The organism is Thauera linaloolentis 47Lol = DSM 12138 (assembly GCF_000310205.1).
Classification (GTDB): Bacteria; Pseudomonadota; Gammaproteobacteria; order Burkholderiales; family Rhodocyclaceae; genus Thauera; species Thauera linaloolentis.
Genome location: NZ_AMXE01000084.1, coordinates 1 through 14,794 on the forward strand (window position 1 = coordinate 1; position 14,794 = coordinate 14,794).

14 protein-coding genes are annotated in these 14,794 nt (G+C 69.0%); 6 read left to right on the forward strand and 8 right to left on the reverse strand.

Going from position 1 to position 14,794, the window contains the following annotated elements; translation table 11 throughout:
* The 4 genes from C666_RS15960 to C666_RS15975 all read right to left on the reverse strand — a co-directional run.
* The coding region (locus C666_RS15960; protein WP_004343253.1) for a GspE/PulE family protein at window positions 1-1,230 on the reverse strand (1,230 nt) is incomplete at its 3' end.
* Window positions 1,227-3,464, reverse strand: a complete 2,238-nt coding sequence (gspD, locus tag C666_RS15965) for a type II secretion system secretin GspD (protein WP_004343254.1) — start codon at window positions 3,462-3,464, stop codon at window positions 1,227-1,229. The genes gspD and C666_RS15960, both read right to left, overlap by 4 nt.
* Before the next feature lie 8 nt (window positions 3,465-3,472).
* On the reverse strand, window positions 3,473-3,910 hold the full coding sequence (locus C666_RS15970; protein ID WP_157280509.1) for a type II secretion system protein N: 438 nt from the start codon (window positions 3,908-3,910) through the stop codon (window positions 3,473-3,475).
* Window positions 3,911-4,099: 189 nt separating this feature from the next.
* Window positions 4,100-6,022, reverse strand: coding sequence for a choice-of-anchor I family protein (locus C666_RS15975; protein ID WP_004343258.1), 1,923 nt, complete (start codon window positions 6,020-6,022; stop codon window positions 4,100-4,102).
* Between the two features lie 583 nt (window positions 6,023-6,605).
* Here C666_RS15975 and yoaA point away from each other — a divergent pair.
* The 5 genes from yoaA to moaE all read left to right on the forward strand — a co-directional run bounded on the left by yoaA (window position 6,606) and on the right by moaE (window position 11,126).
* Window positions 6,606-8,567, forward strand: a complete 1,962-nt coding sequence (gene yoaA, locus C666_RS15980; protein ID WP_004343263.1) for a DNA repair helicase YoaA — start codon at window positions 6,606-6,608, stop codon at window positions 8,565-8,567.
* A gap of 112 nt (window positions 8,568-8,679) precedes the next feature.
* On the forward strand, window positions 8,680-9,189 hold the full coding sequence (gene mobB, locus C666_RS15985; RefSeq protein WP_004343266.1) for a molybdopterin-guanine dinucleotide biosynthesis protein B: 510 nt from the start codon (window positions 8,680-8,682) through the stop codon (window positions 9,187-9,189).
* Window positions 9,186-10,391 carry a molybdopterin molybdotransferase MoeA gene (locus C666_RS15990; protein WP_004343268.1) on the forward strand — a complete coding sequence of 402 codons (1,206 nt, stop codon included), beginning with the start codon at window positions 9,186-9,188 and terminating at the stop codon, window positions 10,389-10,391. The genes mobB and C666_RS15990 overlap by 4 nt, the downstream gene beginning before the upstream one ends.
* Window positions 10,392-10,403: 12 nt before the next feature.
* A complete protein-coding gene (moaD, locus tag C666_RS15995; RefSeq protein ID WP_004343270.1) occupies window positions 10,404-10,658 on the forward strand; it encodes a molybdopterin converting factor subunit 1 in 255 nt (84 codons plus the stop codon).
* 3 nt (window positions 10,659-10,661) lie between these two features.
* Complete coding sequence (gene moaE, locus C666_RS16000) at window positions 10,662-11,126, forward strand: molybdopterin synthase catalytic subunit MoaE (RefSeq protein ID WP_004343272.1); 465 nt, start codon at window positions 10,662-10,664, stop codon at window positions 11,124-11,126.
* 126 nt (window positions 11,127-11,252) lie between these two features.
* Here moaE and C666_RS16005 read toward each other — a convergent pair whose 3' ends face one another.
* From C666_RS16005 to C666_RS16020, 4 genes are all read right to left on the reverse strand, one after another.
* Entirely contained in the window at window positions 11,253-11,756 is a 504-nt protein-coding gene (locus C666_RS16005; RefSeq protein ID WP_004343275.1) for a phasin family protein, read from the reverse strand.
* A gap of 262 nt (window positions 11,757-12,018) precedes the next feature.
* A complete protein-coding gene (locus C666_RS16010) occupies window positions 12,019-12,555 on the reverse strand; it encodes a TPM domain-containing protein (RefSeq protein WP_004343279.1) in 537 nt (178 codons plus the stop codon).
* A gap of 2 nt (window positions 12,556-12,557) precedes the next feature.
* The gene (locus C666_RS16015; RefSeq protein WP_004343281.1) at window positions 12,558-13,538 is read right to left on the reverse strand and encodes a TPM domain-containing protein; all 981 of its coding nucleotides are present in this window, start codon (window positions 13,536-13,538) and stop codon (window positions 12,558-12,560) included.
* A gap of 10 nt (window positions 13,539-13,548) precedes the next feature.
* A complete protein-coding gene (locus C666_RS16020; protein WP_004343283.1) occupies window positions 13,549-14,178 on the reverse strand; it encodes a LemA family protein in 630 nt (209 codons plus the stop codon).
* Between the two features lie 282 nt (window positions 14,179-14,460).
* On the opposite strand from C666_RS16020, the gene C666_RS16025 reads away from it, so the two are divergent.
* Window positions 14,461-14,787, forward strand: a complete 327-nt coding sequence (locus tag C666_RS16025) for a DUF2249 domain-containing protein (RefSeq protein ID WP_004343285.1) — start codon at window positions 14,461-14,463, stop codon at window positions 14,785-14,787.
* Window positions 14,788-14,794 lie beyond the last annotated feature (7 nt).

Sequence of the window (14,794 nt, forward strand, 5' to 3'; positions counted from 1 at the left end):
GCGCCAGCGGGCGGGCGCACTGCCGTCGGCGAGGGGCTCGGCGGCGGCCAGCGGGTCCGGCGCCTTGCAGGCCGGGCACAGCTTGCGCACCAGGCGCTGGGCCAGCACGCCGCGCAGCGTGGATGCGAGCAGGAAGGGTTCGACCCCCATGTCGATGAGCCGGGTCACCGCCGACGGCGCGTCGTTGGTGTGCAGGGTCGCCAGGACCAGGTGGCCGGTGAGGCTGGCCTGCACCGCGATGCGCGCGGTCTCGAGGTCGCGGATCTCGCCGATCATGATCACGTCCGGATCCTGGCGCAGGATGGCGCGCAGGGCGCGGGCGAAATCGAGCTCGATGCGCGGATTGACCTGGATCTGGCCGACGCCGGGCAGGTCGAATTCGACCGGGTCCTCGACGGTGACGATGTTCAGGCGCCCGGCGTCGAGCGTGCGCAGCGCGGCGTACAGCGTGGTGCTCTTGCCCGAGCCGGTGGGGCCGGTCACCAGCAGGATGCCGTGCGGCTGGGCGAGCAGGTCCTGGAAGGCGGCTTCGGTGCCGGCCTCCATGCCGAGCGCGTCGAGGCCGAGCTGGCCGGCGGACTTGTCCAGCAGGCGCAGCACCAGGCGTTCGCCGTGGGTCGTCGGCAGCGTCGATACGCGCACGTCGATCTGCCGGCCGGCCAGGCGCAGGCTGATGCGACCGTCCTGCGGCAGGCGCTTTTCGGCGATGTCGAGGTTGGCCATGATCTTGATGCGCGAGGCCATCGCCGCATGCAGGCCGCGGTGCGGGTGGGCGATGTCCTGCAGCACGCCGTCGCGGCGCAGGCGGACCACCGAGGCTTGCTCGTAGGGCTCGATGTGCACGTCCGAGGCACGGTCGCGCACGGCCTGCGCGAGCAGGGCGTTGATCATGCGGATGATGGGCGCGTCGTCCTGGCTGTCGAGCAAGTCCTCGACCGCCGGCATTTCGGTCATCAGTTGTTCGAGGTCGACCTCCTGGCCGATGTCGGCGACCACGTCGGCCGCGTTGCGCTCGCCGCCGCCGTAGGCTTCGGCGAGCTGCACGTCGAATTGCGCGCGCGCGAGCGTCTGCAGCTTCAGCGGCAAGGCCAGCGCGCGCCGCGCCTCGGCCAGCGCGCCGAGACCGACGTCTTCGCGCACGACGACTTCGGCATGGCCGGCATGGACCGCGCGCACCAGGATGCCGTGGCTGCGCGCGAAGCCGTAGGGCAGGGTGGCCACGCCGCTCATCGCTTGCCGTCCGCAGGCGTGCCGCCGCCGGGCGCGGGGCGGATCAGCAGTTCGGCCACCGGCACCACGCGCGCATCGACGATCGGCGGCAGTTCGGGTGCGACGGGCTCGCCGCGCATCAGCTCGGCCGGCGCGGCGCTGGCGCGCTGCTGGCCGATCACGTATTCGTAGCGCGACTGGCTCAGATCCGCGTAGCTGTCGCGGTCGCGCAGGATCACCGGGCGCAGGAACACGACCAGGTTGGTCTTGCTGCGCTTGCGGGTGTTGTAGCGGAACAGGCTGCCGGCGACCGGCAGGTCGCCGAGCATCGGCACTTTCTCCTCGCCGCCGGAATAGCTGTCCTCGACCAGGCCGCCGAGGGCGATGATCGCGCCGTCGTCGACCAGCACCATGGATTCGATCGAGCGCTTGGTGGTCACCGGCCCGTTCGCGGCATCGACGTTGCCGAGCACGGCCGAGGCCTCCTGGTAGATCTGCAGGCGGATCGAGCCGCCTTCCGAGATCTGCGGCCGCACCTGCAGGGTCAGGCCGACGTCGCGCCGCTCGATGGTCTGGAAGGGGTTGGCGGGTGTCGTGCCGCCGCCGGTATTGGTGTATTGGCCGGTGACGAAGGGCAGGTTGCGGCCGACCACGATCTTGGCCTCTTCGTTGTCGAGGGTGACGATGTTGGGCGTGGACAGGATGTTGGCGCTGACCTCGTTCTCGAGGAAGCGCGCCAGCACGCCGAGGCTGAACACCTCGCCGATGCCCGGGATGTTGACCTTGCCGCCGCCGATGGCGAGGTTGAGGCCGTTGCCCGGCAGGCTGGGCGTGCCGCCGTTGGCGGTGCTGCCGATGAGCTGCAGCAGGTTGTTGCCGCCGCTGCCGAAGGCGGTGCCGCCGATGATGCCGGCGCTGCCGCTGGAGCCGGCGCCGACCCACTGCAGGCCGAATTCGGCGGCGCGCTCGGTCGAGATCTCGGCGATCAGCGCTTCGATGTAGACCTGCGCGCGGCGGCGGTCGAGCTGGTCGATGACCTGGCGCAGGTTGCGGTAGATCGCATCCGGCGCGCTGATGATCAGGGCGTTGTTGACCGGGTCGGCCTGAACGGTGCCGGAGCCGTCGCCCTGCTCCAGGGGGGTGCGCTGGCTGCCGGCCGTTGCCAGGCTGGCGCCGGTGCCGGTCGTGGAAATGCCGCCGCCGGAGTCGGTGGTGGTGGCGGTGGCGCGCGTCAGGGGCTGGGTGCCGGTGCCGCCGTCGGTGGCCGTGCGCGTGGTGCCGCTCAGTGCGGCGTTCAGTGTGGCGGCCACCTGGCGTGCGTCGGCGTTGCGCAGGTAGACGACATGGATGTTGGCGCCCGCGCCAGGGCGGTCGAGCGAGGCGATCAGTTGGCGGATCGCGCTGATGCGGCTGGGATTCTCTGCTCGCACTAGCAGTGCGTTGCTGCGCGGCTCGGCCATGATCTGCGGCGCACCGGGCCCGCCCTGGCCGCCCGTGCCGCCCTGTTCACCCAGCAGGCGGGCGAGGATGGGCGCCAGGTCGGCGGCCGCGGCATGCTGCAACTCGAACACCGCCACGTCGCTCTGACTGACGTCGATGGAGGAGATCACCGCGGCGATCTGTTCGATGTTGGAGGCGTAGTCGGTGACGACCAGGGTGTTGTTCGAGGGGAAGGCGGTGACCGTGTTGTTGGGCGACACCAGCGGCCGCACGACGCCGACCATCTGCGTCGCGGATTCGAACTTGAGCGGGAAGACCTGGGTCACGAGGCGGTCGCCGCGCACGCCCTGGGCGCCCCGGCGCGCAGGGGATACCGGCGCGGCGTGCTGCTTGGCGTCGGCTTCGGGCACGATCTTGATGACGCCTTCGCCCTCCACCGCGGTGAAGCCCTGCAGGCGCAGCGCGGAAAGCAGCACCTGGTAGCTGAGCTCGCGCGGGATCGGCGTGTTGGTGACGATGTTGAGCTTGCCCTTGACGCGCGGGTCGATCAGGAAGTTGTGCCCGGTCAGGCGCCCGATCGCGTGGATGACGCCATCGATTTCGGCATTCTGGAAATTGAGCGAGATCGGTTCGCCGCCGCTCTGCTGCGACCAGCCCGTACCGCCGTGCGACAGCAGCGCGCACAGGCAGGCCGTGCGCAGCCAGTGCCCGAACTGCAGCGTGGCGCGGCGCGCACGGATGGCCGGCAGGCGTTGCGGCGGCGCGGATGCGCGGCCGGGAGAAGCGAAGGTCGGCGGACAGGGGGGCATCATCATGGAAAGGATCAGGGCTTGCTGGCGGCCGCGGCGGCACGGGCGCCCGGTTCGGCGAGGGGCAGTTCGAAGGAGCGGTTGCCGTGTTCGAGCACGACGCGGTCGGGATGGATGGCGATCAGCGTCCAGCCGTCCGTCCCGCTGTCGCCGGCGAGCAGGGTGTGGCGCTGTCCATCGGTCGATTCGAAGAGGGCGAAGCCGCGCTCGCTGCCGAAGCCGGTGGCCAGGCCGACGAGCGCGAAAGGCGGAGCGGCAGCCTGGCCGTTCCCGCTGGCGGGGGCGGCGGGAGCACCGCCGGCCTGCTGCACGATGCTCGCCGCCACCGCGCGCGGATCGGCGACGTGGACGTGGGCCGCGGTGGCCGGCGCCGGCGCCTGCCGCGACCAGAAAGCGTCGGCGGCAAGCCAGGCAATGAGCGCCAGCGACAGCAACCAGGCCAGGGGATTCAAGTAGCCCGATTCCACCACAGCAGTCCACCCGCGGTGGTTTCCAAGCCACTGCATGCCTTCTCCCGAATCACTGTTACAGAAAGGTTTCCAACAGGTTGCCGATCGTACAGGGCGGATATGAAGGGAATGTGATGGCCAGCGGCGCGGGGCGCCGCATGCATCCATGCATGGACGCCCCCGCCGGAACGCTCAGGGTGCGAAGATCTGCTCGATCTCGAGCACCGCCGTCGTGCCGCTGACTTCGTTGCTCAGCAGCAGCAGCGGCTTGCCGTCGGGCGCATCGGCCGCGGGGATGAACTTCAGCCCCTCGGGGCCGAGGTCGCCGGCGGCCGAAAGGGCATCGCCGGGGTTGGCCGTGGTCCAGTCCGCGCGGGTGTTGTAGTAGTCCACGAAGCTCGGCGCCTTGGCGTTGGTGATGTCGTACACCATCACCCCGCCCATGCGTTCGAGCCCGACGAAGGCGAAGGTCTTGTTGCCGAGGCGGCCGATTTCGACGCCTTCCGGTTCGGGGCCCTTGTCGTCGCTGCGGTTGTCGAAGGCGTCGCCGCTGCTGTGGTTGGCGTTGAAGAAGGTCTTGCACGGAATGTCGCGGGCGGGGCCGACGCGGCAGTCGTCACTGGCGAGATGGCGCTCGAACTGAGCGCCCGAGTCCCACACCAGTGTGCCGTTGGCGTCGCGGATCGACACTGAGCGGCCGCCGAAGGCATAGAGCGCGTCGTACATCAGGCGGTCGCCGGCCGGGTCGGGATTGCCGGCGGCGTCGAACATCACCGGGGCGCCGTTGTCGTCGCTGCGGTAGCCCATCGTCCACGTCACCTTCAGGCGGCCGAGTTGTTCGTCGTCGCGGCAGGCGCGGGGGTTGCCGGCGCGGGCGCCGCACCAGCCGAACACGTCGGGGTTGAGCAGGGCGCCGGCCGCGAGCGCGTCGAGCTGCGGTGGCAGGTCGTCGCCGCGGCGGCGGGCGAAGCCGTTGGTGTGGACGAGATGCTTGACGCGGAATTCCTCGACGAAGCCCAGGGCGGCGTCGCCGTCCCAGTAGGCCGGGTCGTCTTCGCCCCACGCGCGGGCGTCGCCTTCGTTGGCCAGCACCAGGTAGGTCTCGCCATCCACGGCCTGGTAGGCGGCGATTGCGTCGGGCTGGTACATGCCGAGCACGCCGGGGCGCGGCGCGATGTCGAGCGCGGCGGGTTCGTCGCTCGCGTCGAGGGCGTTCTCTTCCAGGCCGTGATCCTTGTAGCCGAGCGGCAGGATGTGGGTGACCGTCGCGCTGGCGATGTCGATCTTCGCCAGCGCGTTGTTCTCCTGCAGGCTCGCCCAGGCCGTGGCGCCGTCCGGCGACACGGCGATGTATTCGGGTTCGAGGTCGCGGGCGGCATTGGCGCCGGGGCCGTAGATGCGCACGCCGGCGGCGCGCAGTTCGGCCTCGCGGCCGTTCCATGCCGAGAAGCCGGCGGTGCGCACGCTCGGCCGGGTGATGTCGCTGACGTCGATGATCGAGATCGAACCTTCGGGGTCGGTGCCGTAGTCGTCGCTCGGCTCACCCTCATTGGCCACCAGCACGGTACGGCCATCCGGCGTGAAGGTGAGCATGTCGGGCAGGGCGCCGACCTCGACATGGCTCAGCAGGGCGAGCGTGTCGGCCCGGTAGAAGGCGACGTGGCCGGGGTCGGTCTTGGTTTCGGCCTCGATCGCCAGCGCGACGATGCCGCCATTGACCGACACGCTGTTGACCACCGCATGCGGTGAAACCGCGCTGGCGTCGAGGCTGTCGATGCGGCGCGGCGCCGACGGCGTGCTCATGTCGAGCACGTCGGCCATGCCGCTTTGCGCATTGACGACGAAGGCGCGCTTGCTCGCCGGATCGTAGGCGGGAATTTCCGCCGCGCTGACGAGGTACTGCCCGGTGGCGTAGCGGCCGGCGAGGTTCAGGCGGATCGACTCCGGCGTGCGGACCTCCGGCTCCGGTTCGGGCTCGGGATTCGACGAACCGCCGCCACCGCCGAGACAGGCGGCGAGCGGCAAGGCGAGGAGGGCGGCGGCCAGCAGGCGCAAGGAGGGGCAGCGTGCGTCGGAAGCGGGTCTGTGCATGGTCTTCACGTGGGTCGTCGGCATGGGGTGGTAAAGCCTCGAACTGTGCGTGGATGGGGTGACAGCAGGATGTCAGCAATGTGACGGCCGCAGGGAATTCGGCCCGGCGGCATCAACGCACCGGCTGTCGACGAAAAAATGCCGACGTGGCAGCGGCGCCGCGCCGGCATTCTTGCGTGTGCCCTCGCCGCTTGAGCAGTCTCCTCGCCCGGTGGGCGATCCACCATAGGCGGCCGTTGCGCCAAGTGCCAATGATGCCGGCGGGGGTGGCCGGCTTGCGGCGTGCCTGCTAGACCCTGAAGCGCGCGATGGTGGAGTCGAGTTCACCGGCGAGGGTGCCGAGCTGGCGGACGGTTTCCTCTGCGGCGCAGACGGAGCGCTCGGACTCTTCGGCCATGTGGGCGATGCGTTCGACGTTGCTGGCGATGTTGTTGCTGGCCGGCCACGGGCACGAAAACTTGATGCGGCCGGATTTTTCCCACCGCCCCGAGGCGAAGGGCGATGGTCATGGAAGCATCGTGCCCAGCCGCGGCTTTCTTTTGCCTCTGCGTACGAGACCGGGCGGCGGGCTTGGCCTAAAATGCCGGTTTTTCTCGCTACTCACCTCATGACCGACATCGCAGCGGTGTTCGCCGAGTCGGGTCCGCTCGCAGCCGCGATTCCCGGTTTCCGCGCCCGCCCGCAGCAGATCGAAATGGCGCAGAAGATCGCCGAGGCCATTGGCGGCAATCGCGTCCTGGTGGCGGAGGCGGGCACGGGTACGGGCAAGACCTTCGCCTATCTCGCGCCGGCGCTGCTGGCGGGGGGCAAGGTCATCGTCTCCACCGGCACCAAGACGCTGCAGGACCAGCTCTTCAACCGCGATCTGCCCACCGTGCGCGCCGCGCTCAAGGTGCCGGTGTCGATCGCGCTGCTCAAGGGCCGGGCCAACTACGTCTGCCCCTACCATCTCGAACGCAACGCGCGCGACGGCCGCTTCCTGAGCCCGCAGGACGCCGCCGACCTGCGTGCGATCGCGCGCTTCGCGCAGACGACGCAGACCGGCGACAAGGCCGAATGCACCGACGTGCGCGAGGATTCGATGGCCTGGCTCGCCGCCACTTCGACGCGCGACAACTGCCTCGGCCAGGATTGCCCGCACAAGGAAGGGTGCTTCGTCATGCAGGCGCGGCGCAACGCCATGGAAGCGGACGTCGTCGTCGTCAACCACCATTTGTTCTTCGCCGACGTGATGCTGCGCGACGAAGGCATGGGTGAGCTGTTGCCGGCCTGTAACGCGGTGATCTTCGACGAGGCCCACCAGTTGCCCGAGACGGCGAGCCTGTTCTTCGGCGAAAGCGTATCGACTGCCCAGGTGCTGGAACTGGCGCGCGACACGCGTTCCGAGACGGTGGCCGCGGCGCGCGACTGCGTGGCGATGATCGACCAGACCCGCAACCTGGAAAAGGCCGCGCGCGACCTGCGCCTGGTGTTCGGCAACGAGGGCGCACGCCTGTCCGCCGCGCAGGCCGCCGAACGCGAAAACTTCGATGCCCAGGTCGCGGCGCTGGACAAGGCACTGGGCGAATTCCACGCCGTGCTCGACACCCAGGCCGAGCGTTCCGAGGGACTGGCCAACTGCCTGCGCCGCAGCGAGGAAATGATCGAGCGCCTGGCCCGCTGGCGCAGTCCGGAAAGCACGGAGCTGATCCGCTGGGTCGAGGTGTTCAGCCAGTCGCTGGCGCTCAACGCGACGCCGCTGCACGTGTCGGACGTGTTCAAGCGCCAGCTCGAAGGCCATCCGCGCGCCTGGGTGTTCACCTCGGCCACGCTCGCGGTGGGCAAGGCCGACTTCGGCCATTACTGCCGCGAACTGGGCCTGGCCTGGATGGACCCGCCGCCGATGACGTCGGTGTGGGGCAGCCCCTTCGACTATGGCGAACAGGCGCTGTTGTACGCGCCGGCCGGCATGCCGGACCCGAACGCGCCCGACTACACCGAAAGGGTCGCCCGCGTCGCTCTGCCGTTGATCCGCGCCGCGCAGGGCCGCGCCTTCGTGCTGTGCACCTCGCTGCGCGCGATGCGCCGCATCCACGAACTGATCGTCGACGGCCTGCAGCAAAGCAGCGACGAACTGCCGGTGCTGCTGCAGGGCGAAGGTTCGCGCACCGAACTGCTGGACCGCTTCCGCCGCCTCGGCAACGCCGTGCTGGTCGCCAGCCAGAGCTTCTGGGAGGGCGTGGACGTGCCGGGCGATGCACTGTCGCTGGTGGTCATCGACAAGCTGCCTTTCGCCTCGCCCGACGATCCGGTACTGGCGGCGCGCGTCGAGCACATGCAGAAGCAGGGCCTGAGCCCCTTCATCCACCACCAGTTGCCGCGCACCGTCATCAACATGAAGCAGGGCGCGGGGCGCCTCATCCGCAGCGAGCGCGACCGCGGCGTGCTGTGCATCTGCGACCCGCGCATGATCGACAAATCCTACGGCAAGGTGGTCTGGCGCAGCCTGCCGCCGATGCGCCGCACGCGCGCCGAGGAGGAGGCGGTCGATTTCCTGCGGACCCTGCCGCCGCCAAAGCGCGCCGAGTGAGGCGGGCAGCGGCCGCGCGCGCGGCCAGGGGCGGCGGCGGGTCGGGGAGGGCGCGGACTTTGTTGTATCCTTCGGCCTTGTCGAACTGGCCGGCGCGCCTTTCTTGTTCTCGATGAAAGCATTCGGTTTCGCCGGCTGGTCCGGCTCGGGAAAGACCACCCTGGTCGAACGGCTGATCCCCGAATTCACCGTGCGCGGATTGCGCGTCTCGGTGATCAAGCACGCACATCACGGTTTCGACCTCGACAAGCCCGGCAAGGACTCATGGCGCCACCGCGAGGCCGGGGCGACGCAGGTGCTGATGCTGTCCAACGATCGCTGGGTGCTGATGCACGAGCTGCGCGGCGCGCCGGAGCCGACGCTCGACGAGCAGCTCTGCCTGCTCGAACCCTGCGACCTGGTCCTGATCGAAGGCTACAAGGCCGCCGCGGTGCCCAAGCTCGAAATCCATCGCCCAGCGCACGGCAAGCCGCCGCTGTGGCCCGAGAATCCGCATGTGGTGGCCGTCGCCAGCGACGCGCCCGCCGGCGAGATCGGCCTCGATGGTGCCTTGCCCCTGCTTCCGCTCAACGAACCGGCCGTCATCGCCGGCTTCATCCTCGATTACCTGGACATCCAATGAACGGCAACATGCTCTCCTTCGACGAAGCCCAGGCAAGACTGCTGAGCTTCGTCCGTCCGGTCCGCGAGATCGAGACCGTCGACACCATGATGGCTGCGGGCCGGGTGCTGGCGGTGGCGCTGCATTCGACGATCGACCAGCCGCCGATGGACAATTCGGCGATGGATGGTTATGCGCTGCGCGTGGCGGACGTGCCCGCAGCGGGTACCCGCCTGCCGATCAGCCAGCGTATTCCCGCCGGCAGCGTTGGCCATGCGCTGCAGCCGGGCACTGCTGCCCGCATCTTCACCGGCGCGCCGCTGCCCGCGGGCGCGGATGCGGTGGTGATGCAGGAATTGTGCGAGCACGACGGCGAGCACGTCGTCGTCAACACCGTGCCGCCCGTCGGCGAGGCCGTGCGCCGCATGGGCCAGGACATCGCCGCGGGGGCACAGGTGCTGCCGGCCGGCCTGCGCCTGACGCCCCAGGCGCTCGCGCTGGCGGCCTCGGTCGGCGCCGCGCAATTGCCGGTGTATCGGCGCCTGAAGGTGGCGCTGTTCTCCACCGGCAGCGAACTCGTGATGCCGGGCGAGCCCTTGCCGCCGGGCGGCATCTACAACTCGAACCGTTTCATGCTGCGTAATCTGCTGGCTGGCCTGGGCTGCGAGGTGGAGGACTTCGGCATCGTCCCGGACCGCCTCGACCTGACGCGGGAGGCCCTGCGCCGGGCGGCCGAAGGCCACGATCTGATCCTGAGCAGCGGCGGCGTGTCGGTGGGGGAGGAAGACCACGTCAAGCCGGCGGTCGAGGCCGAAGGCAGCCTCGACCTGTGGAAGATCGCGATGAAGCCGGGCAAGCCGCTGGCTTACGGGCGCGTGCATGGCGCGGCCTTCATCGGCCTGCCGGGCAACCCGGTGTCCAGTTTCGTGACCTTCCTGCTGATGGTGCGCCCCTTCCTGCTGGCGGCCCAGGGCGTACGCGAGGTGCTGCCGCAGTCCTTGATGCTGCGCGCCGATTTCGACTGGCCGAGGCCGGACCGCCGGCGCGAATTCCTGCGTGCGCGCATGAACGGCCAGGGCGGTATCGAACTGTTCGTGAACCAGGCGTCGTCCGCGATCAATTCGACGGTATGGGCAAACGGGCTGGTGGACATCCCGGCCGATACGGTGGTGGCCAGGGGAGAGACGGTGCGTTTCCTGCCCTATGGCGATCTGCTGAACTGAGGGACCAAGACGATGAATGTGAAAGTTCTGTATTTCGCGAGCCTGCGCGAGGCCATCGGCCAGCCGGGCGAGGAGCTCGAGCTTCCTGCCGGCGTGGCGACCGTGGGGGCGTTGCGTGCCCATCTCGCCGCGCGCGGCAATGGCTGGCAGGCGCTGGCTGGGGGCCGCAACGTGCGTGCGGCGGTCAACCAGCGCATGGTGGGCGCCGACGAACCGGTTGCGGCGGGCGACGAGGTGGCCTTCTTTCCGCCCGTCACCGGAGGCTGAACCGTGCGGCCGGGCAGCGACTTCAGCGTCAGCGTGCAGGAGGCGGATTTCGACGCCGGCGCCGAGATGGGGGCGCTGAGCGCCAGCCGCCGGGACGTCGGCGCGGTGGCGAGCTTCGTCGGTCTGGTGCGGGACGCCAACGACGGCAACGGCGTGTCGGCGATGACACTGGAGCACTATCCGGGCATGACCGAAAAGGCGCTGGACGAGATCGTCGAGCAGGCGCGGCAGCGCTGGAGCCTGCTGCGCGTGCGCGTCATCCACCGCTTCGGCCGCCTGGAGCCGGCCGACCGCATCGTGTTTGTCGGCGTGGCGAGCGCGCATCGCGGCGATGCCTTCGCCGCCTGCGAGTTCATCATGGATTACCTGAAGACCCGCGCGCCGTTCTGGAAGTGCGAGGAAACGCCGGTCGGCGCGCGCTGGGTGGATGCGCGCATCAGCGACGATTCGGCGGCGGCGCGCTGGTAGCAGGGACGCGGGCGAGAGCACGGGCGCCGGCCCGGAGACGAGCTGGCGGCCTCCAGGCGGAGTCAACGAAAAACGGCGCCATCGCGGCGCCGTTCGTGCATCGGGAGCGATGCTCCCGGGGCGGTATTACTTGCGGCCCTTGGGCTGCTGGGTGAAGGCCTGGAAGGCCTGCGTCGAGGCGCGGGTCATCTGCTCGAAAGCGGCGCGGGTGGTGTCCATGGCGGTCTGCATGGCGCCCAGGGCGTTCTGATCGGCGATCGGCATGCCCTTGAACATCTTTTGCATGGCTTCGAACATGTCCTGGCTGCCGCTGGTCAGTTGCTCGCCGACCAGCTTGCCGAACGCGGCCTGGGTGGTGGTGGTGATTTCGGCGATTTCGCGGGCACAAGCCAGCATCCGTTCGGTGGTGGTCTGGGCGTATTGCGTGCGCAGATCCATCAGGTCCTTCGGATCCTTGGCCGAGGACTGGGCCTTGGCGTTTTCGACGCCTTCCTCGAACAGGGTTTTGGCGGTGGAAACCTGGATTTCCATGATGCGCTGCGAGTTTTCGATCGAGAGCTGGGCGAGACGCATGGCGGCCTCGAGATTCTTCTTCTGAAGTTCGTTGAACTGATCCTGCTTGGTAGCCATATGTTTCTCCACTCGCGATTTGGTTTGTATGGAATTTCGCGAGGCGTTCCGTCGCCCTCCCGGAGCAATCCGAGCTTGAACGATGCTGCCGTTCAGCTTCCCCCGCCTCATTTACGACAATAGCACAGGCGCCCAGCCGGGGACGCTGCAATCAAGGCCGTACATGTAAAACGCGGAAAAATGTTGCATTGCAACAACAGACTTGCGAACCAGGACGCCTGCCATTTTCCGCGGTATTCCTTCGTGTCTCGCCGGGGCCGGCTCAGCGCAGGATCGGGCGGTCGGGCAGGCGATTTTCCTTTTGGTTTCCGCTGCCGGCGGGGGCGGGAAAATGGCGGGCGAGATGTTCGTGGACACCGGCCAGGGCCAGGGCCAGCCCTTCCTCGATCTGCCCCTCGCGCAAGTGGCTGCCGGCCGCATCCACGATGGCCTGCCAGTCAGCCTGCGGCACATGGCGCGAGAGGCCGCGGTCGGCCAGGATCTCGAGGTGGTGTTCGGCGAGCGAGAGGTAGATCAGCACGCCGTTGTCGTCTTCCGTATCCCACACCCGCTGCTTGCCGAAGGTGGTGACGGCGCGGTCGCGCAGCACCTCTTCGATGGGTTCGCCACGCCAGAGCGTGCGCGACAGATAACGCAGCGGCAGGCCGGCCTCGATGCACAGGCAGAGCTGCCCAGTGTGGGCATATTCGCTTTCGCCGATCTTCGTTTCGAGCCGGGCGAGCCCGTCCTTGCCGATCGCACGCTGCGCGTCGTCGGCATCTAGCCACAGGTGGCGGAACAGCCGTGTGAGGCGATTCATTGTCACCATCTCCCCGATGCGCCGCCGCCGCCGAAGCTGCCGCCGCCGCCCGACCCGAAGCCGCCTCGGCTTCTGCCGCCGCCCCCCCAGATGACCGGCCCGCCGCCGCGGTGGAAGCCGCCCGGTCCGCCGCGGCCACCACCGCCGCCGCCGATGCCGAGCACGAGGACGAACACGAGCGCGGCGACTCCCGCGAGCAATCCGACCAGCAGGCTGCCGGTGATCAGCTTGACGACGAAGCCGGCCACGCCGCCGGTCGCCGCCGCACCGAGCTTGCGGCCGAAGAGCCCGGTCAGGAAGGCGCCGGCGACCGGAACCGCGATGAACAGAAGGGCAGCGAGGTCCTCCAGCGCCGGTTCGCCGCCTCCGCGCCGGTCCGGTGCGGGAAGGGGCAGGTCCTCGCCGCGGATGCGTGCCATCAGCCCGTCCACGCCGGCATTCAGGCCGCCGGCGAAATCCCCCTGGCGAAACGCCGGGGTGACGAGGCGGTCGATGATCTGGTGGGCTGCGAGATCCGGCACCGCGCCTTCGAGTGCGCGCGCGACCTCGATCCGCACGCGGCGGTCGTCCTTCGCCACCACCAGCAGGATGCCGTCGCCGATGTCCCTGCGCCCGATCTTCCAGTTGTCGGCCACCCGCCAGGCATAGGCGGCGATGTCTTCCGGGGCGGTGGTGGAGACGATCAGGACGACGATCTGGCTGCCGCGTTCTGCCTCGAAGCCGGCGAGCTTTTGTTCCAGCGCCTGCAACTGGGCGGCATCGAGTGTCGCGCTGCGATCGATGACCCGTGCCGTGAGCGCCGGTACCGGCTGCACTTGCTGCGCCAGCAGCGCCAGCGGCCAGGACAGGATCAGCACGGCCAGCACAAGCTGCTGCAGAAAGCGCTGCCAGTCCGGCACGCCCGGCATGCCACGGGCGGTGCGGGGTCTCGCGGCAACGCGGATGGCGGCGCCGGCCTGCGCCGCGGTCGTCGTCATGATCATCGGCGGGCCGTCACTTGCCGGCCTGGCCTTGTCCGGCGGAGCCGAAATCGACTTTCGGCGGTGCGGAGATCTCGGCTTCGTTGGCCACGGTGAAACCCGCCTTCGGCGCGTAGCTGAAGACCATCGCCGTCAGGTTGGTCGGGAAGCTGCGCGCCAGCACGTTGTACTGCTGGACCGCGTCGATGTACTTGTTGCGCGCGACGGTGACGCGGTTCTCGGTACCTTCGAGCTGGACGCGCAGGTCCTGGAAGCCCTGGTTGGCCTTCAGGTTCGGATAGTTTTCCGATACCGCGAGCAGGCGCGACAGCGCGCTGCCGAGCTGCCCTTGGGCCTGCTGGAAGCGCTCCATGGCCTGCGGGTCGTTCAGCATTTCGGGCGTGACCTGGATGGCGGTGGCGCGCGAGCGCGCCTCGATGACACGGCTCAGTGTTTCCTGCTCGAAACTGGCTTCGCCCTTGACGGTTTCGACGAGGTTGGGAATCAGGTCGGCGCGGCGCTGGTACTGGTTCAGGACTTCCGCCCAGGCCGATTTGGTCTGTTCGTCCAGACGCTGGAAATCGTTGTAGCCGCAGCCACCCAGCGACAGGCTGGCGCTGAGCACGAGAATGGCGGGGATGCGGCGGGAGAGCTTGGAACGCATGAGGGAGACCTCCGGAAGGTGGGTGGTTCAGTTTTTTGCACGACTTTAGCAGGTCCGCGAGGCGCATTGGCCGGAGCCGTGCCATCGAATGCCGATGGGCGGCGGGGGAGGGGGGCACGGCGCCCTGGCTGGCGCAGCGGTCCGTGGCCGCGGTCCGACCGCGGCGTTTTCTTGCTTTCGCTCAAGGTTTTCCGCCAGACCTGTCCTTAGCATTCGCGTCACTGCGTGACCGGCCGCAAGCCAAGCCAAAGCCCGGAACCCGACTTCGAGGAAACTTCTGCCATGTTCGACAACGCCGTTCATCCCTTCGACGCCCGCGGCGTCGCCAAGCGCTTTCGCCACGCCGCCATCTTCGGCGCCCTTGAGTCGCTCGAGGATGGTGAAACGATGCGCTTCGTCAACGACCACGATCCCCTGCCGCTGCTCGGGCAGATCCAGCAGCGCTACGGCAACCAGGTGACCATCGACTACGTTGCCCGCGAACCGGGCAACATCGTGATCGATTTCCGCATCCAGCTCGGCGCGGGCGCCGAGGCCGCACCCGCCGCCGCGGTGGCAGGCGCCGGCAGTTGCGGCGGCGGCAACGGCTGCGGCTGCTCCGGCGGCTGAAAGCGCG